Source organism: Chitinophaga sp. 22308 (assembly GCF_052045305.1).
GTDB classification, from domain to species: Bacteria; Bacteroidota; Bacteroidia; order Chitinophagales; family Chitinophagaceae; genus Chitinophaga; species Chitinophaga varians_A.
Genome location: NZ_JBQEOP010000003.1, coordinates 238,664 through 263,618 on the forward strand (window position 1 = coordinate 238,664; position 24,955 = coordinate 263,618).

The following is a 24,955-nucleotide window of genomic DNA, read 5'->3' on the forward strand; positions in this document are numbered from 1 at the left end:
ACGATAAAAGCGAAAAGCCCGTCCGGTATGATACCAGACGGGCTTTTCAACCATATGTGCCTTTATGGCTATTCGGTGACTTTTACATTGATGCCTTCGCTGTGAGCGCTGAACTCCGGCGCATACATGCACTGTGCCGTGCTGATGCCATTGGAGAACTTACCCTGGTGTGTTACAAACAATGCATACTCAAACACGTAAGTACCTTTTGGCAGATAACTAAAGAAGAAATCCGTAGAAGCGTCTTTTGTGCTTTCGTAGTAGCTGAGGCCACCCTGCCATTTGGCGCCGCTTAACACGTTCTGTGGCTCAAAGCAGGCTGCACGCATGTCTTTCAGGTGAATGTATTGCATAGACCTGTCAGCACGCAGCACAATCCGCACTTTTACCTTGTCACCCACTTTCAATTCATTGCCATCGGTAATTTTAGTCAGCACGGGGCCTTTATCGGAATTCACTTCTTTATACAGTTCCTTTTCCAGTACCAGCGGTGTTTTAGCGGCGGTAATTTTATCCAGCTCTTCAAAATACTGCCAGTAGATGGCTCCCCAGGTAGGTTGGCCCTTGCTGTCTTTCACCGTTACCTTGATATTGCCCATATCTGCTTTTACATCTTTCGCCTCGATCTTCTGTTTGAAGTAACCAGTGCCTGCTTCAGCAGCCTGTTGTTTGCTGCTGATGGTTTCCTGGCCCAACTGTATATCCACCTCAGGGCTGGCAGTTAACCAGTTGCTGCCTTGCAGCAGCATAGCGTAACAGGCGTCAGCGGTGGATTTGGTGGTGCTCCAGTTGTTGGTCTGTTTGTTTTTCAGCAGCCACGTTTTCATATCTGCCACGGCAGCGGCGTCTTTACCGGCCACCTGGAATGTTTCTATCAACAGCGCCTGCGTTTCTATCGGCGCCTGATGCCAGCCATAACCGGCCACTACATCTTTCCAGTACATGCCCATTTCCGGGTTGTTGACAGCATTTTCCTTCAGTGATTTCAGGATGGCAGCAGGAGTGGCTTTGTCACCTTTTTTGAACTGGCTCAGCGCAATCATGCCTTGTGCATAACGACCCATTTTAGTCCAGTATTGCTGCTGTTGGGCAGCGTAAAAATCGAAGGCCGGCTCCATGCCTTTAGGTACCGCACGTTTAAAGAAACTGCGGGCATACAGGTATTGCACCTGTATTTCATCAATCTGCTGTTTTTTCAGATCAGCCTTGTTTTTGATCAGCGCATTGTAATCCTTGTCCAGCTGCCTGTCCAGGTACGTCATGGCTTTATCGGCGATACTGGCGGCTACCGGGTCATCAGCACCGGTCAGCTGTTGCAGGTGACCGATACCAGCCAGTATGTACTGGGTGATGTAACGATCGGCCCACATACCGTTGAACCAGGCGAAGGAGCCGTCAGGTTGCTGCCTGGCAGCCAGTTGGTTCAATGCTGTTTTTCTTTCTTTCTGCATGCGTTGCAGGTCAAACAGCAACGCGATATTTTTCTTCTGCTGCGCTTCGTTCTTCGCTTCCAGCACCCATGGCGTTTGTTGCAGCAGAACGGATTTCAGTTCTTCATTTTTTTGCAGGTTGCTCAGCAGCGCCGCAGTGTCAGTGGTTTTCCATCTGTCAAAAACCTGCTGAATACCGGGAACTGTTTTGGTAATATGTGTAGCCAGTGCATTGGCGTAGTAGCGGTTAAACACCTGTTCGGAACAATCGTACGGGTACTCCATCAGGTACGGTAACGCCTGTACGGCATACCATGCCGGATTACTGGTATATTCCACGGTAATGCCCTGCTGGCGTAATGTGGAAGAAGCGCCTGATTGCAGCAGTTTGTCAAACTTAAAGGTATGTTTACCGTCACCACGTACCGGCAGCGGCATTGTTTCGGTCACCAGCATGGAGTTGGTCAGCACTGGCAGTGCGCTTTCTTCGCCATCGCTGAAGTTGTTTGCTTTGGCTGTCACGCGGTACAGCAGCGCGCTGGTAAAGTTATGCGGCACCTGCAACTGGAAGGTCACTACTGTACTTTGACCGGCTTTAGCGGTAAAGTGTTGTACCGGGAAAACATTCTGGAACCAGCCGTCTACGGGCTGCATGGTAGCAGCGTCCAGCAGTTCCAGCTGTGCCTGCCCGATCAGCTGTGCGTCGGTTAGGTTGCTTACTTTAGCAGTGAAGTCAATTTTATCACCGGCCCTTACAAAGCGTGGCGCGTTAGGCATCACCATCAGTTGTTTCTGGGTAACGATGCTGGCGCTGATGCTGCCCAGCGCAGCTTCTTTGGTATGGGCCAGGCCCTGGAAGTTCCATTTGGTGAGGGCTTCCGGTATGGTGAATTCAAAAGAGAGTTTACCGTCTTTATCCGTACGCAGTTCCGGCAGGAAGAAAGCTGTTTCCTGGAAGTTTTTGCGGACAGGTACATTGGTTTGCGGCGCTTCCGGAACTAACGCTGCCTCTACCGCATTGGTATCTGCTTCTTTAGCAGTGTCGTAAGCCTGTTCCTTCATGACCGCTCTCTCGCGGGAAGCGGGAGCTGGCGCGGCCATTGCCATTACAGCGCCCGCGGCGCCCGGCACACTGCGTTTGTACATTACTCTGTTCTCATACCCTCCCATTGCCCAGGAGAAGAAGTTGAGCACATCATAACTTTTGTCTTTGGCGACAGCTCCCTGTTTATCTGTCTCAAAATAGTACTGGGAATTCACCATGCCGAAGTTGTCGTGCGCGGAATATACCGGCCGTCCGTTGGACATGATATCAGGATAGATGTCCGGTTTAGTCCAGTAGTGCGGAACAAATGCGTCGAGCGAAGCATCGTACATAGAGGCCAGCATTTCCGCTGCTGCTTTTTCACCTTTGTAGCCGGTTATTTCCACGCTCCATTTTTCCTTTTCTCCCGGCTGCAGTTTATCACGGTGGGTACCGATTTTGATGTTGAGATCTTTGTTATCCCACGGCACCTGGATAGTATGCTGCGTGGCGAATACACGGTTATCTTTCACGAAGACGTAGTACAGTGACATACCGCCTCTTTCTTCTTCGGTGATATTATAGTCGAGCTGTTTAACCCCGTCCAGCGTGATGTTTGACAGTTGCTGCGACTGGCCTACCCGGCCCACGGTTTGTAATATGTTCAGGTCTTTGGCGGAAGTGCCCAGCACAACAGCACCTTTTTTCCCTGGTTCGGTACGTTCTTCCGGCTGATAGCTCCACAGGTAAGCTGGAACTGCCAGTGTTTTGGCGTTTACGTCCACGAGTTCAAAAACTGATTTTTGCACTACCGGCTGACCATTTTTATCATTGGCGCTTACTACCAGTTCATAGTAGCCAGGGGCCAGCTTTTTGCCGTCTATAGCAATGTCGCCGGCAGCGGTGCTGGTGAATTGCTGTTCCCATATGGCGGATTTACGGGGCCATTTGGCCTTTTCATCTTCATCATGGTAGATATCCAGGGGGAAGTCTTTGATGTAGGCGGCTTCGGTCATCACAAACTGGTCCGCCTGTTCCCAGTAACGGGGACGTAAAAGGCGTTTGGTCGGCTCCAGCGGCTGAACTGCAACTTTAACGGAAGCCTGTTCAAAAGCACCGTTCAGGTTGCGGGTGAAGACGTGTACGTTTTTCAGGGCAGACGCCTCTAAGCGTTCTGGAACCTGTATATTGATTTCCAGCGCCTGATAACCCGCATTGACAGATTGCATGGCACTGCGTGTTTCTCCGTTCAGGTCGGTCACATCAGCAGACACCACATACGTGAAGATGGGTTTCTGATCGGCAGGCACGGTCTTGTCCGGCAATGCAGGGAAGCTCACCTTAAAGTGCCCGTTTTCATCGGTGGTCGTTACGCCATGGGCTATTTCGCGGGACGCGCCCATTGGCATATATCCGCGGAAGAGCCATGGATAAGGGAAGCGGGTCCTTCTTTCCACGCGGTATTTTACCGTAGCGCCGTTGATGTTATTACCGGCATATGCCAGCGCCTTACCTTCCGTGGTAACGGTTTCGCCTAAACGATAACTGGATTTAATGGTATCAAATTCTACATAGAATTTAGGACGTTTATATTCCTCTACGCGGAAAGATTGTCCGCCATAGTTCTTGTTGTCACGCATGGAGTAGACGCCATTCAGGCGTCCTTCCGGCAGCACAAACTTACCGGAGAAAGAGCCAAACTCATTGGTGGTCACCACAATTGAATCTACTTTCTCGTTATTGGCATCATATAAAGTAAAGGTGCTTTTCAGGCCTTTCACCACATTGCTGGTGTTTTTACCGGCTTCCTGTTCCAAAGCGATCCCTTTAAAATAAAGCGTTTGTCCCGGGCGGTAGATGCTTCTGTCGGTAAACAGGAAGATCCTCGGTTTGGTGGCGGTATTCTTTTCCTGCCCGTAGTTGTACAGGTATTTGTAGTCGTCCAGGAACAGGACATCGCCCTGCCGCTCCCATTTAAGCCGTACAGAGCTGTTATTGGTGCTTTTCAGGTTCAGTTCAGCAGAACCATTGTTACCGGTAACGGTGGACGCCAACTGCACCCACTTCGCTTTTCCTTCATTGTATTGTTCACCGAAGGCGGTCAGTTTGGTTCCCGGCAGCGGTTTACCGGTGGCGCGGTCCAGGGCTATAAACTGAGTGTTTTTCTCCAGGTAGCTGATATTGGACACCCAGGTAAATTGCAGTGCCATTGGGTTTTCCTTCAGATCGAAACCGGGTTTGATGCTGGCGAGGATGATGTAGTGTCCCAGCGGCAGTGCATCGATTTTTATTTCCGCAGCGTGACGGTTGTAGTCTTTCGGATCTGGCAGCGATTGTTCCCAGGCTTTTACCGGTTTTCTGTCGAGCAACAGTTTCCAGTATCTGTTCTGTCGGTCACGATAGTCGTTCTGCGCCAGCTGGAGGGAAGCAGTAAAAGCTTCATCCACCGCCAGTACGCGCAGGTATATCTTATCCGTGTTTTTATATTTCACCAGGGTACGGAAAGGCAGGGACGGGATGTTTACTTTCTCTGTAACCAGGTCGAGGGCCTGTGCTTTGATTTCAGTGAGCAGGTTAGAGCAGTCGGCCGCACCGCGGGTGCCGGGGCCTTTTTCTATGGCCTGTTCACATATTTCTTTGGCTTTTTTCAGGTTGGCGGTGCTGTCGGCTTTGCCATACAGGGCATTGCCGATATAGGTATTGGCCAGGAGCGCCAGTACGCCGGTCACTTCCTTTTCGCTGCTGTAAGCCGATGTCATCTGTTCCAGCGCTTTGCGGTATTGCTGCGCCTTGTCTTCCGTCACGGCGATCTGCTGCATGTACTGAATCCTTTCGAGGTCTACATCAAGCAGGGCGGCCTTTTCATTTTCGTGCAGGCGTACCAGTTGTTGCAACAGCAGGATGGCCTGGTATTGCAGGGAGGCTTTGTCTGTCGTTACAAAATCATGCCGGGCGAAGGTGGCGGCAGGTGCAAAGGCAGCCGGATCGTCCAGTTCGAACTGATCCACAGGTTTGGTGAGGGTGTTTTCGCCTGATTTGAAGTAATCCAGGGCGCGGTGTGCCAGCAGGTCGAATAATACCGGACGGAGCTGGCGGGTGTCGGTGCCTTTGACCAGGATGGGATCGAAGTCCCCGACAGGTGTTTTTTGCAGGGTGGCTTTGTCGGCCACGGAGGCCAGGTAGGCCGCTGTAATCTGGCTGTGGAGGTAGTCCTGGCTCCAGGAGGCAATGTCCTTGCCGCCAGTCTCTTCTGCAATGGCGGTGCGGTTATAGAGCCGGTACCGGTTATTGCGGAGATAGTTCAGCAATACTTCGCCTTTGATACTTTGCAGGATGGCCTGCTGGGCGCCTTTGGCAGCAGCAATTTTCTGGTTGAGTTTTTCCAAGTTCTGCTGGATACTGCTGTCGCTCAGCTGGTCCGTATATTTCATCTGATAGATGAGGGCTTTGATCTGCTGGGCGGGCAGGTTGTCTTTCACAGCCCGGGCATAGATCTGGTCTACTTCTCCCAGTGCGGATTTAGGCAGGTTCTTCTCGTCGAGGGCAGTCACTTTCTTCCAGGAATTGTCATAATAGGTCTGAGCCATCACGCAGTTGGTTAAGAATAAAACAATGAATAATGAGAGGCATAAACGCATATATATCGCTATTTACGGTAAGTTATACTTTTTGTACAGGATGCAGGTGTTGTATGGGTTTCCATAAGGGGGTCAAAAAAAAGGTGAAAAGTGATTGGGAAACCCGCTTCACTTTTCACCTTTTCAAATATATCAGGGTAAACTGATTAGGCCAGTGCTGGTTTTTTGCTCAGTACTTCAGCCATCGTTTTACCGATGTTAGCAGGGCTTTCCACTACGGTAACACCGCATTCAGCCATGATCTTCATTTTAGCGGCAGCAGTATCTTCCGCACCACCGATGATAGCACCGGCGTGGCCCATACGGCGGCCCGGAGGCGCTGTCTGGCCGGCGATGAAGCCTACAACAGGTTTAGTGCCGTATTCTTTGATCCAGCGGGCAGCTTCTGCTTCCATGCTACCACCGATTTCACCGATCATGATGATACCGTCAGTTTCAGGGTCGTTCATCAGCAGTTCCACTGCGTCTTTGGTGGGGGTGCCGATGATCGGGTCGCCACCGATGCCGATAGCGGTAGAAACGCCCAGACCTGCTTTAACTACCTGGTCAGCAGCTTCATAAGTCAGGGTACCGGATTTGGATACGATACCGATTCTGCCTTTTTTGAAGATAAAGCCCGGCATGATACCTACTTTAGCTTCTTCCGCGGTGATTACACCCGGGCAGTTGGGCCCGATGAGGCGGGTATTGGAACCTTGCAGGAAGTTTTTGGCCTTGATCATGTCCTGAACAGGGATACCTTCCGTGATACATACTACCAGGGCAATACCAGCTTCGGTAGCTTCCATGATTGCGTCTGCAGCAAATGCCGGAGGTACAAAAATGATAGATACATTGGCACCGGTAGCTTTTACCGCGTCGGCCACGGTATTGAACACCGGGCGCTCCAGGTGGGTTGTACCGCCTTTACCGGGCGTAACGCCGCCTACAACCTGGGTACCGTACTCGATCATCTGTGTAGCATGGAAAGTACCTTCTGTACCGGTAAATCCCTGCACAATCACTTTGCTATCCTTATTAACTAAAACACTCATCGCGCTTGTTTTATTGGTTTATTATGTTATATGTTTCTTCTATCGGTGCGGCAAAAATAAGCCGATTTCCATAATTCTGCAATTTAGTGCCTTTAAGATAAAGCTACCAATTAGCAGGGAAATTACTTTTTGCTGTCACGTTTCAGCTGTTCAGCCAGCTGATCTTTCCACTTATTGTCCTTGAACATGTCCAGCTGGCGCATTTCTTTGGCTTCCCGGAGGAATTCGGAGGCAAAAATGAAGTCGTTGAGCTTCTGGTCCTTACTGAACACGATCTCCTTATTGCTGCCTTCCCACTGCTTCTGCCCCTGGTACATATATACAATATGGTCACCGCTTTCCATTACGGTGTTCATATCGTGGGTATTGATAACGGTGGTGATATTATATTCCTGGGTCAGTTCCTTGATCAGCTGGTCTATCAGCAGGGAGGTCTGTGGATCAAGGCCGGAGTTAGGCTCGTCGCAGAACAGGTATTTGGGATTTAATACGATGGCACGGGCAATCCCCACCCTCTTTTTCATACCACCGCTGATTTCGGCGGGGAATTTTTTGGCGGCATCTTTCAGTTGCACCCTCTCCAGACATTCTTCCACCCGCTTTTTCCGCTCTTTTAAGGAATCTTTGCTGAACATTTCCAGCGGGAACATCACATTTTGTTCTACCGTCATACTGTCAAACAGGGCCGAGCCCTGGAACAGCATCCCTATCTGCTGGCGGACTTCTTTCTTGGCGTGGTGGTCCATGGCGGTGAAGTCCTGGTTATCGTACAGGATAGTACCGGTATCGACGGCCATCAGGCCTACGATACATTTCATCATGACGGTTTTACCGCTACCGCTGGCGCCAATAATCAGGTTTACCTTACCAGACTCCATAACGGCCGAAACGCCTTTCAGTATCTCCTTATCTCCAAAGCCCTTGGTTATATCTTTCAGTTCAATCATGATTACAGTAATATAGCCGTTAACGCGTAGTCCATAAATAATATCAGTACGCAGCTCACCACCACCGCAGTGGTGCTGGCCTTACCGATCTCCAGGGCGCCGCCCTGCACGTTGTAGCCATAGTAGGCCGACACGCTGGCGATGATAAACCCGAACGTGTAGGATTTGGCCATGGCGAAAAATACGTTATAAGCCTTAAACTCCTGCCGCAGCCCCATCATGAACTGTTCCCCGGAGAGCGCACCGGACAACACGCCCGCCTCTTTACCGCCCCAGATACCCAGGAAACCGGCAATGGCCACCAGGACCGGGATCATCAGCGTAGCGGCCAGGATTTTAGGCAGGATCAGGTAACCTTTGGTATTGATACCCATGATCTCCAATGCGTCTATCTGTTCAGAAATACGCATATTGCCCAGCTCAGAGGCTATTTTAGAGCCAATCACCCCGGCCAGTACAATACTGGTGAGGGTAGGCGCAAATTCAAGGATGATGGTGTCGCGCACTACCTGTGCGATGGTGCTTTTGGGAATAATAGGGCTTACCAGCTGGTAAGCGGTTTGCAGGGTGGTAACCCCTCCCATGAAAAGGGAGATAATAAATACTATCCCGAACGACCCTACGCCAATATCTACGCACTGCTGCATGAACTGTTTCCAGTATAACTTCATGTTTTCCGGACGGGAAAACATGCCTTTCAGCATCAGCAGAAAATTTCCAAAATGATAAAAGAATCTGAATTCCATAGCTGGTCAAAGATATGAAGGATTTTGCCAATCCGACCCGAATTTAAGATTTTATGGTACGGTTAACGTAAACTGCTTACCAGTAAGCGTTTCAAACTACGCTCGATAATTTCGCCCATCGTCTTGCAACGCGAAAAAACAGCATCGTGATAATACTCTGCCAGCTCATCTCCCAGCTGCTGCACCTTCTCCGGGAAAGACACTTTATCGGTCATGATCACGTCCCGCAGGTCTTTGATCCGGTGACGCTGCACCTTGAGACGGCGTGCGATCAATGCCCGCTCTTCCTGCTGGTACTGCTTTACCACTTCAGCATTGAGGTGCTTCATCGCCAGCTCCACAAACACACGGTTCTCCTTAAAAAACTGCGGCATATACAGGGTACGGCGACCTTCGTAAAACTGCTGGTCAAAGTCAATAGCGCGGATACGGAACTGCACATCATCAAAATCAGGAGTGATATCAATGATAAAATTATAAGAGCGCATATCCCCCAGCAACCGCACAAAACAACGCTCATTGAATTTCACAAACTCCTTGGCGATACGTTTGGGATTAAAATCCAACCTGTCGAGATAATGCAGGATAAACTGATCCCCGGGCACACCGGCAATATGTTCCTCCACCAAAGTATTACCATCAATCAGAAAGTTCATCCAGTAGGGTGACAGGATATGTTCCAGCTCCAGCCCATAGATACGGGAAGCATCGGCCACCTTGATATAGAAGTAGTCATATACTTCGTTGTAGTTATTGACGATCTTGATGCGGAAAGGATGGGAATTACCAAAGGTGCAGTAATCAATGCGTTCTATATGCAGATGCTCTTCCGCGGTCTGGTCACCCCCGGCCTTGAGGATGGAATAAATCCGTTTCAGGCCGGCATGAATGGAATCCATCGTGCTTTGCGGATAAAATACTGTTTCCCAGAGGGTATCCTTGCCTTCTTTGTCATATACGGAAATGGAATGCTCATAATAGCGCAGTTCCTGATATGTCAGTGGCAGCTTCACCTCCCGCTCGTACAGTTTAAGGTAGTTACGGAAAGCCTCATTGATCGGAAAGAATATCTTCTTTTTGGAGATTGTCTGCATAAGACAAATTTAATCAAATCCGGACAAGCGAAGGCGCAGCGGGGCATAATAAACGCAGAGAGCGAAGGCCGCCAGACGGGTGATGTCTGATAGCCTTCGCTCTCTGTATAAATTGAAGTTCTTTATTTTTTCTTCTTCTTGTCCGCTTTCGCTTTCTCCTCTTTACATTCAGCTTTGCGGCACTTTTCCTGCGCGTCTACCACAGCGATGTTCACCATGTTAACGATCTGCCTTACCGTGCTGCCCAATTGAAGGATATGCACTGGTTTTTTCATGCCCAGCAGTACCGGACCGATGGCATCGAAGCCGGCTACTTCCTGCAGCAGGTTATACGCTACGTTACCGGCGGTGAGGTTCGGGAAAATGAGGGTGTTCACTTCCTCGTTCATCAATTCGGTAAACGGATAGTTGTCTTTCAGAATTTCCTTGTTGAAAGCCATCGCAGCCTGGATTTCACCGTCCACTACCAGCTGAGGGTCACGTTGTTTCACGATTTCACGGGCTTTAGCCACCAGCTGGGCTTCCGGCGTTTGGCTGGAGCCGAAGTTGGAGTAGGACAGCATCGCGATACGTGGCGTGATGTTGAAGTGTTTCACCTCTTTGGCCACCATCAGGGTGATATCTGCCAGTTCTTCCGCAGTGGGATTAAAGTTCACCGTGGTATCCGCCAGGAACAGCGGACCGCGTTTGGTATTGATGATATACATACCGGCTACGCGTTTCACGCCTTCTTCCATGCCGATTACCTGCAGTGCCGGACGGATGGTGTCAGGATATTTACGGGTAAGGCCTGAAATCAGGGCATCTGCTTCTCCTGTTTCCACCATCATGCAGCCGAAATAGTTACGTTCGCGCATGATTTTGCGGGCTTCGTAGTGGTTAAAGCCTTTACGCTTGCGTTTTTCGAAGAACAGGTCTCCGAAGGCGTGACGTTTTTCCTGCATCTCATCGCTTTTCGGGTCGATGATCACGACATCATCTATCTCGATGGAGTTCTCATGCATCAATTGACGGATGCGGGCTTCATTGCCCAGCAGGATCGGGAAGGCGATACCTTCGTCGTTCACTACCTGGGCGGCCTTCAGGATTTTTACGTTGTCGGCCTCCGCGAATACCACCTTGCGCGGATCGCGGCGGGCTTTGGTGCCAATCACCCTGAACAGCTGGTTGTCCAGTCCCAGGCGGTTGTTGAGCTCTTGTTTGTAAGCTTCCCAATCGGTAATAGGGCTGTGTGCCACACCGCTTTCCATAGCTGCTTTTGCAACAGCGGGCGCCACGGTGCTTAACAGGCGTGGGTCCAGCGGTTTGGGAATGATATATTTAGGTCCGAAAACGATGTTTCTTTCGTTGTAAGCCAGGTTCACGATATCCGGCACAGGGGATTTGGCCAGTTCGGCGAGTGCCCTTACAGCAGCCAGTTTCATGGCCTCATTGATCTGGGTGGCCCTTACGTCCAGTGCGCCACGGAAAATGTAAGGGAATCCGAGTACGTTGTTAACCTGGTTAGGATAGTCAGAGCGACCGGTAGCCATAATCACGTCCGGTCTGGAAGCGATGGCAGTATCATAGGCAATTTCCGGATCAGGATTGGCCATAGCGAACACGATCGGATTTTTAGCCATGCTTTTCACCATTTCCGGTGTCACCACATTACCGACAGACAAACCGAGGAAAACGTCGGCGCCTTTCATGGCTTCTGTCAGCGTGGTTATTTTGGAACTGGTGGCAAACTGCATATGCCTTTCTGTAAGGTCTGTACGGGATTTATTCAATACTCCGTCCTTATCGAACATGATGAAGTTTTCCGGTTTGGCGCCCAGTGCCACGTACAGCTTCACGCAAGCCATGGCAGCGGCGCCTGCGCCATTCACCACTATTTTTACTTTGTCGACTTTTTTCTTTACCAGGTCCAGCGCGTTGAGCAGCGCAGCAGCGGAGATAATGGCGGTACCGTGCTGGTCATCGTGCATGACCGGTATTTTCAGTTCTTTGCGCAGCCTGTCTTCGATTTCAAAGCACTCGGGGCTTTTAATGTCTTCCAGGTTGATGCCGCCGAAAGTAGGTTCGAGGGCTTTCACTGCGGCCACGAAACTATCGGGGTCTTTGGTATTCAACTCAATATCAAATACATCGATATCGGCAAATATCTTGAACAGTACGGCCTTTCCTTCCATCACTGGTTTACCGGCTTCCGGGCCGATATCCCCCAGGCCCAGTACGGCGGTACCATTGCTGATAACCCCTACCAGGTTGCCTTTGGCAGTATATTTATAAACATTTTCTACGTCTTTGTGAATCTCCTTGCAAGGTTCAGCAACGCCCGGAGAATAGGCCAGGGAGAGGTCCCATTGTGTTTTAGTATCTTTCGTAGGTATTACTTCGATCTTGCCCGGCCTTCCCTTTGCATGATAGTCCAACGCATCCTGCTTATTCAGTTTTCTTGCCATATAAGTATAAAAAGATTGTTATTGGGCGTGCAATATACGAAGTATTACACTATACGGACTATCAAAATCCGCAGTCCGCTATCAGATATTGCGCTTTTCAACCACTAAATTTGCTTACTTTTACGCCGTTAAACATTCACAAATATCATGATACAACGCATTCAGAGTCTTTACCTGCTGTTGGCTGCCGGAGCCGGAGCCGCTACCCTGTCTTTTGATCTGTGGAAAGCCAAGCTGAGCAATGGAACAGCCATCGCTGTCAATGCCTCCAGCAACTACCTGTTATTCGTGCTGTATGTGATCATCATCCTGTTAGCACTTTTCTGCATTTTCCTGTTTAAAAAGAGAAAACTGCAGTTCCGCCTTACCATTTTCAATATTCTCTTTGCCATTGCCGCATTGGGTTACACCTATTACACCGTAAAGGAAACCGGCAATAAATTTGCCGCCAGTGGAACACCAGTGGCATCAGGCTCTTTCCAGTTTCCGGCATTTCTTCCGGTACTGGTGATCATACTGCTTTTCATGGCTGCCAGAGGCATCTATAAAGATGAGAAGCTGATCAAATCACTGGACAGGCTTCGATAAGCACCAATCATTATACACCTTGCCCAACAAAAAGAGGACTGATCATCACTGACCAGCCCTCTTTTTATTGGGTATTTTTTCTTTTTAGAGAAATTTCCCGGTATAACTTTCTTTCACTTTCTTCAACCCTTCCGGCACGCCTGTATATAACAGGTTTCCGCCACCGGCACCACCTTCAGGCCCCAGGTCAATTGCCCAGTCGGCACTGCGGATCACGTCCAGGTTGTGCTCAATTACCAGTACGGTATGTCCCTGATCGATGAGCGCATTGAAAGAGTTCAGTAACTTCTTGATATCATGGAAGTGAAGACCCGTAGTGGGTTCGTCGAAGATAAACAGGATTTTTCCCTGTGCTTTTCCCTTTCCAAGGAAAGACGCCAGCTTCACGCGTTGCGCCTCGCCACCACTGAGGGTATCGCTGCTTTGTCCCAGTTTAACGTAACCTAAGCCCACATCACTCAGTGGCCGGATTTTATTGCATACGTCCTTTTCATCTTTAAAGAATTCCAACGCCTCGTCTACGCCCAGTTCCAGCACTTCATAAATATTCTTGCCCTTATAGGTCACTTCCAGCACTTCATCTTTAAACCTTTTACCGCCGCAGCTTTCGCAAGTCAGGTGTACATCCGCGAGGAACTGCATTTCCACGATCACTTCCCCTTCTCCCTTACAGGCGTCGCAACGGCCGCCGTCCACGTTGAAAGAGAAATGTTTGGGCTGGAAACCACGCATCTTGCTGAGTGGTTGTTTTGCATAGAGGTCACGGATTTCGTCGTATGCTTTGATATAGGTGACCGGGTTTGAACGGGAAGATTTGCCGATCGGGTTCTGGTCTACCATTTCAATCTGGGTGATCTCATCCACGGCGCCTTTCAGGGCTTTATGATAGCCTACCCTTTCCGCAAATTCACCTTTCAGCTTCATCAGCGCGGGATAGAGGATTTGCTTTACCAGCGTGGTTTTACCGGAACCGCTCACACCTGTCACCACGGTAAAGACTTCCAGTGGAAAATCTACTGTGATATCTTTCAGATTATGCTGGCGGCAGCCTTCGAGGGTGATGGCTTTTTTCCATTTACGCAGTTTGGCCGGAGGATCTATGCGATAGTTACCGCTCAGGTATTTGCCGGTCAGGCTTTTGCCATCCTCCAGAATTTCCGGGTAGGTGCCTGCGAAGATCACTTCACCTCCGAGATGACTTGCCAACGGTCCCATATCAATGATGTAATCGGCCTCTTCCATCATTTGTTCATCGTGTTCTACGATCACCACGGTATTGCCGAGGTCGCGCAGTTCTTTCAGCACATTGATAAGACGGTGGGTATCACGGGCATGCAGACCGATACTCGGTTCATCGAGGATGTACATGGAGTTGGTAAGGTTACTGCCCAGTGTACGGGTAAGCTGTATACGCTGACTTTCGCCACCACTGAGGGTATTAGCCACCCTGTTGAGTGTCAGGTATCCTAACCCTACGTCCAGCAAGGTTTTCAGCCGGTGATTAATTTCAAACAGGATACGTTTGGCCACCTGTTGATCATATTCGTTCAGTTGCAATTGATCGAACCAGTTTTTCAGGTCCGATACCGGCATATCCACCAGGCGGGCGATATTACTGTCGGCCACGCGGATATAGAGCGCTTCCTTGCGCAAACGGCCACCGCCACATTCGGGACATATGGTACGTCCGCGGTAGCGTGCCTGCAACACACGGTATTGTACTTTGTAGAGGTTCTGCTCTACCATTTTGAAAAATTCGTTCAGGCCGTAGAAGTGTTCGTTGCCGGTCCACAGCAATTGTACCTGTTCGTCTGTCAGGTCTGCTATGGGTTTATGTACCGGGAATCCGAATTTACGGGCCACTTTGATCAGCGCTTCCTTGTATTCGCCCATTTTCTCTCCTCTCCAGGGAGCGATGGCGCCTTCAAAAACACTCAGGCGTTTGTCGGGGATCACGAGGTCCGCATCAATACCGAGCACCTGTCCGAAGCCTTCACACGTAGGGCAGGCGCCGTAAGGGTTGTTGAACGAGAAGAGGTTGGGCACCGGTTCTTCAAACTGTATCCCGTCCAGTTCAAAGCGGTTGGCAAAGTGGGTGATGCTTTTACCGTCTACTTCCACGTGGCAGTCGCCTTCGCTTTCGTAGAAAGCTGTCTGCACGCTGTCGGCTATACGGTGTTTATCATCTTCCTCAAAATCTTTGACGACCAGCCTGTCTATCAGCACCCAGGCATCTGCGGGCACAGCTGGTTTCTTTTGTTCCATCAGTTCTTCGATGCGCAACAAGCCGTTGCCACCGGCGGAGGGAGCATATAAACGAGAGAAGCCTTTCTGCAGCAGGATGTTCAGTTCTTCTTTGGCGTCTCTTTTGGCGTGCCTGCGGAAAGGTACCAGTAGTAAGACTTTGCTGCCGTGTTCGAGATGGGAGATATAGTCCACCACATCACTCACCTCGTGTTTTTTCACGAGCTGGCCCGACACGGGGGAATATGTTTTACCGATGCGGCCAAAGAGCAGGCGGAGATAATCATAGATCTCCGTCATCGAGCCAACGGTTGAACGGGGCGTACGGGTGATCACTTTTTGCTCGATCGCGATAGCCGGGCAGATGCCTTTGATGTAGTCCACGTCCGGTTTGTTCATTCTCATCAGGAACTGGCGGGCGTAAGAGCTAAGGCTTTCCGCATAGCGGCGTTGTCCTTCAGCATACAGGGTGTCCATGGTCAGGGAGGATTTTCCCGAACCGGAAACGCCGGTCACCACCACCATCTTGTTACGGGGAATGGAGACGCTCACATTCTTCAGATTGTGGACCCTGGCGCCTTTTATGAAGATATTGTCCTGCGGGTTAACCGGCTGAGGATCAATGACGGTTTCTTTTTTCTTAGTTTTCATTGCCATGACAGAACAAATTTACGGGAAAAGATGTTAGTTGAATAGTAATTGATCCGGCAATCCGTTTACAGAAAATTAACCAGAACGAAGTACCCCAAAATGGCTAAAAGCTAATCTCCAAGGGCAGGAAAGCTATTTTTATTATTTGTTTTATTGAAGTATTCTTTTATATTTGCATAGAACCTTTTCTATACCTTGGAATAGTAACAAAATCTTTAACGCTTAAAACTGCTCATTATCGCCTAAACTCTACTCAATTAAACAACCAACAGGCTGTAAAATCCGTATTTATTTACTAACCCGTTCTAGTTGTAGAAGTTTATGCAAATAATGTACAAATTGTGCGACGAGCAGTTGATTACCCTTTTTAAGAAAGGCCATACTTCAGCATTGGAGGAATTGGTTCACCGTCATAAAGACAAGGTGTTCACTTCCATATTGTTGCTTGTTAAGGATTCCTTTCTGGCGGAAGATATTTTCCAGGATACATTCATCAAAATCATCGACACGATCAGGGCTGAACGTTATACAGAGAAGGGGAAGTTTTTACCCTGGGCGATGCGTATTGCACACAACCTGTGCGTGGACCACTTTAGAAAGATCAAGCGCACCCCGATGATAAAAACCGGCGATGACAAAGACATCTTCGATGTACTGGGCTTCAGCGACAGCTGCGTGGAAGACAAGATCATCACCCGCCAAAGCCACGACCGCGTCCGGATCATGCTGGACATGCTCCCTGAAGAGCAGCGGGAAGTAATTATCCTACGACATTATGCAGAACTGAGTTTCAAAGAAATTGCAGACCTCACGCAAGTGAGTATCAATACCGCCTTGGGTCGTATGAGATATGGCCTGATCAATCTCCGGAAGATGATGACGGAGAAGCAAATTTGTCTATGAACGACCCTTTTTTTGCTTGCCAGCAGCGGGCGGCCGGATGTAATGTCCGACCGCTCGTTATTTTTAGGCAAGTCCTTAACACTTTTCAAAGATCATTGCAGCTCCCTGACCTACGCCCACACACATGGTAGCGAGGCCGTAGCGGGCTTCCGGCCGCCGTTTCATTTCATGTAACAGTGTAGTGGTAATGCGGGCACCGCTGCATCCCAGCGGGTGGCCTATCGCGATGGCGCCTCCATTCACATTCACCATATCGGGGTTGATCCCCAGGTCGCGCATACAGGCCAGCACCTGTACCGCAAAGGCTTCATTAAATTCGGCCAGCTGCAGCTGGTCTATGGTAAGGCCGGCACGCTGCAAAGCCTTTTGGGTAGCCGGCACCGGCCCGATGCCCATAATGGCAGGATCTACGCCCGCCACGGCCATGGCGCGTACCATCGCCAGCGGCTTCAGGTTAAAACGCTGCAGGGCCTTCTCCGAGACGACCATCACTGCGGCGGCGCCGTCGTTGATGCCGGAAGAATTACCGGCTGTCACCGAACCGTCTTTCGCGAATGCCGGACGCAGGCTGGCCAGTTTCTCCAGCGTTGTTTCCCGGGGATGTTCGTCCCGTGAAACCAGCACCTGCTCCTTGCCGGACGCAGCGATAATTGGTATCAGTTCATCCTTCCACCGGCCGGCTTTCTCCGCTTCGGCATACAACTGCTGGCTGCGCAGGGCAAAACGGTCCTGCTCTTCCCGTCTTATCTGCCACTGGCGCGCCACATTTTCGGCGGTTTCTCCCATGGAATAGGGATGATGCATGGCCGCCAGCTGCGGATTGGTAAAACGCCATCCAATGGTCGTATCAAAGATTTCTGCTTTGCGGCTGAAGGGACCGTCGGCCTTGCTCATGACAAAAGGAGCGCGGGTCATGCTTTCCACGCCGCCTGCCAGATATATTTCACCGTCGCCGCACATGATGGCACGGGAAGCGTCCATAATGGCCTGCAGGCCGGAAGAACAGAGGCGGTTCACCGTATTGCCGCCCACCGTTACCGGTAAACCGGCCAGCAGTGCGGCCATCCTGGCCACGTCGCGGTTGTCTTCACCAGCCTGGTTGGCAGCGCCGGCAATTACATCTTCAATGGCTGCCGGGTCTATGGAAGGGTTCCTGTCTATCAGGGCTTTCAGTACATGGGCCAGCATATCGTCCGGGCGGACGGTACTCAGCAGGCCACCATAGCGGCCTATGGGCGTACGTACTGCGTCTACAATGTAAGCGACTTGCATGTTGATTTTGTTGATTTTGTTGTTATCTGCAATATAAAACTCTTTTTTCCCGCCGCCACTTTTTCCCCTGTTCCATTGCCGGCGACCGGCTTTTTCCTGTTTTCCGGCAGTCCAGCGCCCCTACCATAAATTCATCCACATATTTAAAATAATGATTATCAAAATATTGTAAGACAAATAATTTCTTTTGAATTGATTATCAAGCTAAAAGATGATAACTGCGGGGCCAACTGCTATTTTACCTATCTTTGCAGATGCTTTCCGACTGCCGTAAGGCAGCCATTTGCTCATATAACGGTCAATAATGAAGTCTGACAAGAAAAATATCCGGCACTTAAGTCTGCCAGCATTACAAGAATATTTTGGGTCTATCGATGAAAAGGCCTTCCGTGCGAAACAGGTGTATGAATGGCTCTGGTTGCGCCATGCTACCAGCTTTGAAGCAATGACAAACCTGTCTAAAGACCTCCGTCACAAACTGGAGGAAAATTTTGTGTTGCCAGCCGTAAAGGTGGACGCCACACAGCACAGCAACGACGGCACTATCAAAAGCCGTTTCCGTTTACACGACAATCACCTGGTAGAAGGGGTGCTTATCCCCACTGATACCCGTCAAACTGCCTGTGTATCTTCACAGGTAGGCTGCAGCCTCAGCTGTAAGTTCTGCGCTACCGGTTACATGGACCGCAAGCGTAACCTGGATTTCGACGAAATATACGATGAAGTGGCGCTGATCAATCAGCAGGCCCTGGAGCACAACGGAAAGAAACTGACCAACATCGTATTCATGGGCATGGGCGAACCTTTGCTCAACTACAAAAATGTGTTGCAGTCCATCGAGCGGATCACTGCTCCTGACGGCCTGGGCATGTCCCCTAAACGGGTCACCGTATCTACTGCCGGCGTTGCTAAAATGATCCGCCAGCTGGGAGATGACCAGGTGCGCTTTAACCTCGCCCTGTCTTTACACGCCGCCAACGACAAAAAACGCAGCGAAATCATGCCTATCAACGATTCCAACAACCTGAAGGAATTGATCGCGGCATTGAATCACTTCTATAAAGCCACCGGCAACGAGATCTCATTTGAATATATCCTCTTCCGGGATTTCAATGACTCCAAACAGGACGCCGACGAACTGATAAAAATCTATCGTCAGGTACCTGCCGACCTGGTGAACATTATCGAATACAACCCGATTGACAATGCCCGTTTCCAGAAGCCTGATGCTGAAACCGCTGAGGACTTCATGGACTATCTCGCTAAAAACCGTGTGAATGCAAGGTTACGCCGGAGCCGTGGTAAAGACATCGATGCCGCCTGCGGACAACTGGCCAATAAAGGTTAATCAGCACAATAAAAACACTATGGGTCATGCACGCATGACCATCAATTAATAATAATTTATGAAGAAGAAACAACCTGCTAAGAAGGGCCCGGCTCCTTTTAAAGGAAGAAAAACGGACAACACAGACAAACCGGCAGCAGGCAACCGCAACCGCTCCTCCTTTGATGGTGAAAGGCCTGGAAGAGCATCTGCAAAAGACAACGCAGGAGAAGCACCTGTTCAACGCAAACGTACCTACAGCAATGACGGCACCGCCGGCTTCCGCAAAGGCACGTCCGATAACAGCGAACAGCCTTTCCGCAAGCGCAGCTTTGGTGATAAGGATTTCTCCAAAGACGATAAAACTCCCCGTAAACGCAGCTTTGGCGATAAAGATTTTTCCAAAGAAGATAAACCTGCTTTCCGTAAGCGCAGCTTTGGTGATAAAGATTTTTCCAAAGAAGATAAACCCGCTTTCCGTAAACGCAGCTTCGGTGATAAAGATTCCTCCAAAGAAGATAAACCTGCTTTCCGTAAGCGCAGCTTTGGTGATAAAGATTCCTCCAAAGAAGAAAATACTCCCCGCAAGCGCGCCTTCGGTGATGGCAAACAGCCCGTACGCAAAGGATTTGCCAGCGACGACCGTAACAACGACGAAAAACCGGCCTCCCGTAAACGCACTTACGGCGACAAAAAACCTTTCGGCAAAAAAACGGACAACTACGCCCGCAAAGATGAGAGCTCCTTCCACGGAGATTTCAATGATTCAAAAGGTGGTCCCAAAAAGGAAACACCCAGCGGCTTTAACCGTAAAAAATTCTTTGACCGCACCAACGACCGGTTTACCGAAAAACAGGAAAGACGCATGGCTTCCAGGGCCTCTGGCACTGGTAACCAGAGTGCTTCCGGCCATAAAAAAGAAGCCAGGGAAAGCAAGGAAAGCGCTTTCGCTCCGGGCGAAATGCCGCTGAACAAATACATTGCTCACTGTGGACTGTGCTCCCGCCGCAAGGCAGTCGACTTTATCAAAGAAGGTAAAGTGACCGTCAACGGTACAGTAGTGACAGAACCTGCTACTAAAGTCACTGGTGCAGACACCGTTACACTGGCCGATAAAAAAATCAACCTGACTAAAAACCTGCTGTATATCCTGCTCAACAAGCCCAAGGGTTTTATCACCACCACTGATGACCCCGAAGGCCGCAAAACCGTGATGGACCTGATCAAAGACGCCACTGGTGAAGAAAGGGTATATCCTGTAGGCCGTCTTGACCGCAACACCTCCGGATTGCTGTTGCTCACCAACGATGGTGAACTGGCGCAGACATTGGCACATCCTAAACACAACATCAAAAAAATATACCAGGTAGAGCTCGACAAACCGCTTACCAAAAATGATTTTGAACAGATCATTGCCGGTCTTACCCTGGAAGATGGCGTAGCCTTCGTAGATGCGTTAGGTTATGTAGATCCCAAGGACAAAAAGCAGATTGGTATTGAGATCCATAGCGGCAAAAACCGTATCGTGCGCCGTATTTTTGAGCACCTTTCCTACAATGTGGAAAAGCTGGACCGCGTGATGTATGCCGGCCTCACCAAGAAGACGCTCAACCGTGGCCAATGGCGTTATCTCAATGAAAAAGAAGTGATCCTGCTGAAACATTTTAAAAAATAACCGGTGCGATTAGAAGAGCATATTTTACTGGAGACTCCTGATTTTGTTGTTGTCAATAAGCCTTCCGGCATGCTTACGCTGCCGGACCGGCACGATAACGAGCTGACGTCCCTGATAGCTGTCATGAAGAAGGCTTACGGGGAAATATTTACCGTTCACCGCCTGGACCGCGACACTAGTGGCATCATTTTGTTTGCCCGCAATGAAGCGGCCCATAAGTATTTCTCCCAGCTGTTTGAAAGCCGCGATGTGGAGAAATATTACCTCGGCCTGGTACATGGCGTGCCCATGCCGGAAAAAGGTACTATCAACGAAGGCATTATGGAGCATCCGGTGCAGAAAGGCAAGATGGTGACCAACCGTAAGGGCAAAGCTTCCCTCACTGACTATGAAGTGTTGGAATCCTTTGGCCTCTACAGTTTGGTAAGATGGCGGATACATACTGGTCGTACTCACCAGATCAGGGTGCATATGAAACATCTCGGTCACCCGATTGCGGTAGATGAATTGTATGGCAGTCCTCAGCCGGTGTTATTGTCTTCCATCAAGAAAAAATTCAAGCTGGGCAAACATACCGAAGAAGAAAGACCGCTGCTGTCCAGACTGGCCTTGCATGCGGCCATGCTGGTTTTTAAGGACCCTTCCGGTAAAACGTACACCATAGAGGCGCCGTTGCCCAAAGATATCCATGCTGTGGTGAACCAACTCAGGAAACACCGGTAACCTTTTAGTATTTAGATATTTTGATATTAAAGGAGACAACTGAGGATGTTGTTACAGAAGAAGAAGATATAAATAGTTTTGGTTTAATACTGGCCCGTTGGCATTATGCCGGCGGGCTTTTTATTTGTGCAGGTGTTATGAGATGTCTTTTTCCTTTGCCAACCTTTAGCTTGTAGGCAGTCAAACAAACAACAGAATTTCGAAATATAAAAGTAGGAAAATAAAAAAACGGGGAAAAATCCCCGCTTCGTAAAAATCAAAAACCAACCATTAAAAACTCTTATAATGAAAAGCCGGTACCTGGTTGTGTGATAGTTCGGCTTCCTTGTGTTCGTTTTTTATTTGTTAGGCTGTGGTGTTGTTCTCAGATAAGGCTTAATGATTTTATGGCCTTTCGGAAAACGTTCCGGAATTTCTGCGGTGGGCACTGCCGCCGTAACAATAACATCTTCTCCATCTTTCCAGTCGGCTGGTGTAGCTACGCTGTATTTAGCGGTCAGCTGCAGGGAGTCGATTACGCGTAAAACTTCGTTGAAGTTCCTGCCGGTAGAGGCCGGGTAGGTGATCGTCAGTTTTACTTTTTTATCGGGACCAATGATAAACAGAGATCTTACGGTAAATGTTTCTGAAGCGTTCGGGTGGATCATACCGTAAAGGTTGGCCACTGTTTTATCTTCATCTGCAATAATAGGAAAAGTTACGTCACAATGTTGCGTTTCGTTAATATCTCCTATCCAGCTCAGGTGTTTATCAAGCGGATCTACACTGAGTGCCAGCACTTTAACGTTCCTTTTGGCGAATTCGCCATTCAGGAGTGCGGTTTTACCGAGCTCAGTTGTACAAACGGGGGTAAAATCAGCAGGATGAGAGAACAGAACGCCCCAGCTGTCGCCGAGATATTCGTAGAAATCTATTTCTCCTATTGTGGTCTTAGCTTTGAAATTGGGAGCAGTATCGCCCAGTCTTAAACTCATAGTTTCACAATTTACTTGACCAAAAATAGCATTTTCCTACAAAAATTATAGACTTTAAAGGAACTTTTTCTCTTTTTACCTGCTTTTTTTTGAGAACCGGATAAAGCCGGCCCGATTACAGGGAATTTTTAATACGATTCTAATACAGTTACCACCGACCGGGCACCCTCCTGGCGTGAAAACCAGGAAGGCAGCTAATAGGGAACCGGCAGGGTAGTTTTTGTGGCAGGCTGCGCAGGCAGCCTGCCACTTCAGGGTCACAACAGATGAACCAGGGGTTAAGCTCAACAATGATGGCTAGGTCATAAATAGGGTTTTGAGGCTAACAAACAGGGGCAAACAAACTGGATTCAATCAACGGGATTTGTAAAAAAATGGAACTAACAAACAAGGATACTTCACGGGTTAAGGGACAATGGACGACGGGGTTACAAACATCCGGACGAAAAACAGGGTTTTCAATCAAGATGGATTTGAAAGATGTAGCTGCCAGGCATAATAGGCGGTACTGAAACTGAGATCGTCGGTCAGGCCGGCTTTTACGCGGGCAGCTTCGTCTTCCAGGTCTATTTCAATAAATCCAAGGTACAGGTCATACTTGTTGCGCAGTGTCTGCAGGCATTCCTCCATTTTTTCCGTCAACGCAGCCCGCGCTGGCGGTATGGGAGGCGTTACCGGCATTGCCACCACTTTCTGAATAAAATAACAGGCATCGTCCGCACAGATCTCCCATTCATGGTGTTCCGGCCTGCTCAGGTAAAAAACCATGTTATCAAAAACCACTGCGCCACCCATTTCTTCTTCCAGATCAATCAGTTCAGGCACATGGTGCATCGCTTCCAACTTCCTTACAATGGTCATTTGTACCGCATCATTTTTTTCGTGGCTGTACCTTAACATTGTATTCATTACTTCATAAGTAGTTACAAGATCACAAGGATACCACACGCCATCCTGCTGCACATGGCCCCATAATGTCAGATAGTTGGAATCGTCCATAATGATCTGGCCAACTGAAATGGCCTGCATTTGCATAGTTGCTGTCGTTGTATGTGCTTTACTCATAACTATCAGCTTTTGATAACAATACAAAGCTACCTCCTCCGCACGCAAGGGATTTGCGTAGTGACAACAACGTGTGAAATTTTTTTTGTCGTTTTCCCCTAAAGCCCGGAAATGCGTATTTTTAAGCCTAAATTTTACGCTTGTGCCAAAAAACAAGGACGCAGTTTCGCGCTATCGCTGGATAGACGAGCGTTTGCGCAATAAAAGGCTGCCAAAACCTACCCTGGAAAACCTGATTGAATATGTATCGGAAAAAATGGACGCGGCCATCTCTACCCGCACCATTCAGAAAGATATTCAGGACATGCGCCAGGACCCGGAGCTCAATTACATGGCGCCTATCGTGTATGACCGCAGCAGCCGTACCTACCGCTATGCGGACGATTCCTTCTCCATCAGCAATATTCCCATTGAGGAAGCTGACTTACAGGGACTGGAAATTGCTATCGGCATACTCGAACAATTCCGCAGCCTGCCGGTTGTGCAGCAGTTTGAAGACGCTATCCTCAAAATAGCCGCGAGCCTCAAAATGAACCGGGAAGCCCTGCAACATAAAGGGCTGATCAAATTCACCCGCACTACGCAATACAAGGGCGCCCAGTTTATCCCTGATATCGTGGACGCCATCAAAAACCTGGAAGTGGTCCGCATCGCCTACCAGAGCTTTGACCGCAACGAACCCAAGGAACACTGGGTGGAACCATACCATTTGCGGGAATACCAGCACCGCTTTTACCTGATCGGCAAAAGCCAGCAAACCAGAGGCGGCGCAGTCATCACCTTTGCCCTCGACAGGGTGGTGAACCTATGGCCTACCATGAAACATTTTGATGAAAAGAATTTTGATGATGCCAGCTACTTCCAGCATGCTATCGGAATCACCGTACATGAAGGCGAGCCGGAGAAAGTAGTGCTGTCCTTCTCCCCGAGACAGGGAAATTATATCAAATCGCAGCCGATCCATTCCTCCCAGCAGGTGCTGGCAGACAACAGTAAGGAATGCCGTATAGCCCTGCAGGTAGTCATCAACCCCGAACTGACCATGCTGCTGCTGAGTTATGGCGCACAGGTGAAGGTACTGGAACCACAGCACCTGGCAGATAAACTGGCCACTGAAGCCAAAGAAATGATCAAACTGTATAAATAGCGCAGCGCCGGGGCATAACGCCCCGG

The 24,955-nt window shown here is 49.3% G+C and carries 16 protein-coding genes; 6 read left to right on the forward strand and 10 right to left on the reverse strand.

Translation table 11 applies throughout. The features are described 5' to 3' along the window. Positions 1-68: 68 nt before the first annotated feature. From ACTJJS_RS12675 to ACTJJS_RS12700, 6 genes are all read right to left on the reverse strand, one after another. Positions 69-6,041, reverse strand: a complete 5,973-nt coding sequence (locus ACTJJS_RS12675; protein WP_440663938.1) for an alpha-2-macroglobulin family protein — start codon at positions 6,039-6,041, stop codon at positions 69-71. 197 nt (positions 6,042-6,238) lie between these two features. Continuing rightward, a complete protein-coding gene (gene sucD, locus ACTJJS_RS12680) occupies positions 6,239-7,126 on the reverse strand; it encodes a succinate--CoA ligase subunit alpha (RefSeq protein ID WP_168871299.1) in 888 nt (295 codons plus the stop codon). Between the two features lie 122 nt (positions 7,127-7,248). Further along, a complete protein-coding gene (locus ACTJJS_RS12685; protein ID WP_440663939.1) occupies positions 7,249-8,073 on the reverse strand; it encodes an ABC transporter ATP-binding protein in 825 nt (274 codons plus the stop codon). Positions 8,074-8,075: 2 nt separating this feature from the next. Beyond that, a complete protein-coding gene (locus ACTJJS_RS12690) occupies positions 8,076-8,819 on the reverse strand; it encodes an MlaE family ABC transporter permease (RefSeq protein WP_168871297.1) in 744 nt (247 codons plus the stop codon). 62 nt (positions 8,820-8,881) lie between these two features. Continuing rightward, positions 8,882-9,913: a hypothetical protein gene (locus ACTJJS_RS12695; protein ID WP_440663940.1), complete on the reverse strand. Its 1,032-nt coding sequence runs from the start codon at positions 9,911-9,913 to the stop codon at positions 8,882-8,884. A gap of 122 nt (positions 9,914-10,035) precedes the next feature. Beyond that, entirely contained in the window at positions 10,036-12,360 is a 2,325-nt protein-coding gene (locus tag ACTJJS_RS12700; RefSeq protein ID WP_440663941.1) for an NADP-dependent malic enzyme, read from the reverse strand. 147 nt (positions 12,361-12,507) lie between these two features. On the opposite strand from ACTJJS_RS12700, the gene ACTJJS_RS12705 reads away from it, so the two are divergent. Beyond that, on the forward strand, positions 12,508-12,948 hold the full coding sequence (locus tag ACTJJS_RS12705; RefSeq protein WP_168871294.1) for a DUF4293 domain-containing protein: 441 nt from the start codon (positions 12,508-12,510) through the stop codon (positions 12,946-12,948). A gap of 84 nt (positions 12,949-13,032) precedes the next feature. On the opposite strand, the gene uvrA is transcribed toward ACTJJS_RS12705, so the two are convergent. Next, positions 13,033-15,849, reverse strand: coding sequence for an excinuclease ABC subunit UvrA (uvrA, locus tag ACTJJS_RS12710; RefSeq protein ID WP_247654883.1), 2,817 nt, complete (start codon positions 15,847-15,849; stop codon positions 13,033-13,035). A 315-nt stretch (positions 15,850-16,164) separates the two neighbouring features. Here uvrA and ACTJJS_RS12715 point away from each other — a divergent pair, with 315 nt between their 5' ends. After that, complete coding sequence (locus ACTJJS_RS12715) at positions 16,165-16,746, forward strand: RNA polymerase sigma factor (RefSeq protein ID WP_410493898.1); 582 nt, start codon at positions 16,165-16,167, stop codon at positions 16,744-16,746. 75 nt (positions 16,747-16,821) lie between these two features. On the opposite strand, the gene ACTJJS_RS12720 is transcribed toward ACTJJS_RS12715, so the two are convergent. Then, positions 16,822-18,018 carry a thiolase family protein gene (locus tag ACTJJS_RS12720; RefSeq protein ID WP_440663942.1) on the reverse strand — a complete coding sequence of 399 codons (1,197 nt, stop codon included), beginning with the start codon at positions 18,016-18,018 and terminating at the stop codon, positions 16,822-16,824. Between the two features lie 304 nt (positions 18,019-18,322). On the opposite strand from ACTJJS_RS12720, the gene rlmN reads away from it, so the two are divergent. From rlmN to ACTJJS_RS12735, 3 genes are read left to right on the forward strand one after another with little or no spacing between them, the layout of a single operon-like run. Next, positions 18,323-19,366 carry a 23S rRNA (adenine(2503)-C(2))-methyltransferase RlmN gene (gene rlmN, locus ACTJJS_RS12725; protein WP_168871292.1) on the forward strand — a complete coding sequence of 348 codons (1,044 nt, stop codon included), beginning with the start codon at positions 18,323-18,325 and terminating at the stop codon, positions 19,364-19,366. A gap of 58 nt (positions 19,367-19,424) precedes the next feature. Continuing rightward, complete coding sequence (locus ACTJJS_RS12730) at positions 19,425-21,020, forward strand: pseudouridine synthase (protein ID WP_440663943.1); 1,596 nt, start codon at positions 19,425-19,427, stop codon at positions 21,018-21,020. A 3-nt stretch (positions 21,021-21,023) separates the two neighbouring features. Continuing rightward, on the forward strand, positions 21,024-21,743 hold the full coding sequence (locus ACTJJS_RS12735) for an RluA family pseudouridine synthase (protein ID WP_440663944.1): 720 nt from the start codon (positions 21,024-21,026) through the stop codon (positions 21,741-21,743). Positions 21,744-22,081: 338 nt separating this feature from the next. Here the strand turns inward: ACTJJS_RS12735 and ACTJJS_RS12740 are convergent, their stop codons facing one another. After that, a complete protein-coding gene (locus ACTJJS_RS12740; RefSeq protein ID WP_168871290.1) occupies positions 22,082-22,717 on the reverse strand; it encodes a peroxiredoxin in 636 nt (211 codons plus the stop codon). Positions 22,718-23,179: 462 nt separating this feature from the next. Further along, positions 23,180-23,782, reverse strand: a complete 603-nt coding sequence (locus ACTJJS_RS12745; RefSeq protein ID WP_440663945.1) for a hypothetical protein — start codon at positions 23,780-23,782, stop codon at positions 23,180-23,182. A gap of 142 nt (positions 23,783-23,924) precedes the next feature. Here ACTJJS_RS12745 and ACTJJS_RS12750 point away from each other — a divergent pair, with 142 nt between their 5' ends. Then, complete coding sequence (locus ACTJJS_RS12750; protein ID WP_168871288.1) at positions 23,925-24,929, forward strand: helix-turn-helix transcriptional regulator; 1,005 nt, start codon at positions 23,925-23,927, stop codon at positions 24,927-24,929. Positions 24,930-24,955 lie beyond the last annotated feature (26 nt).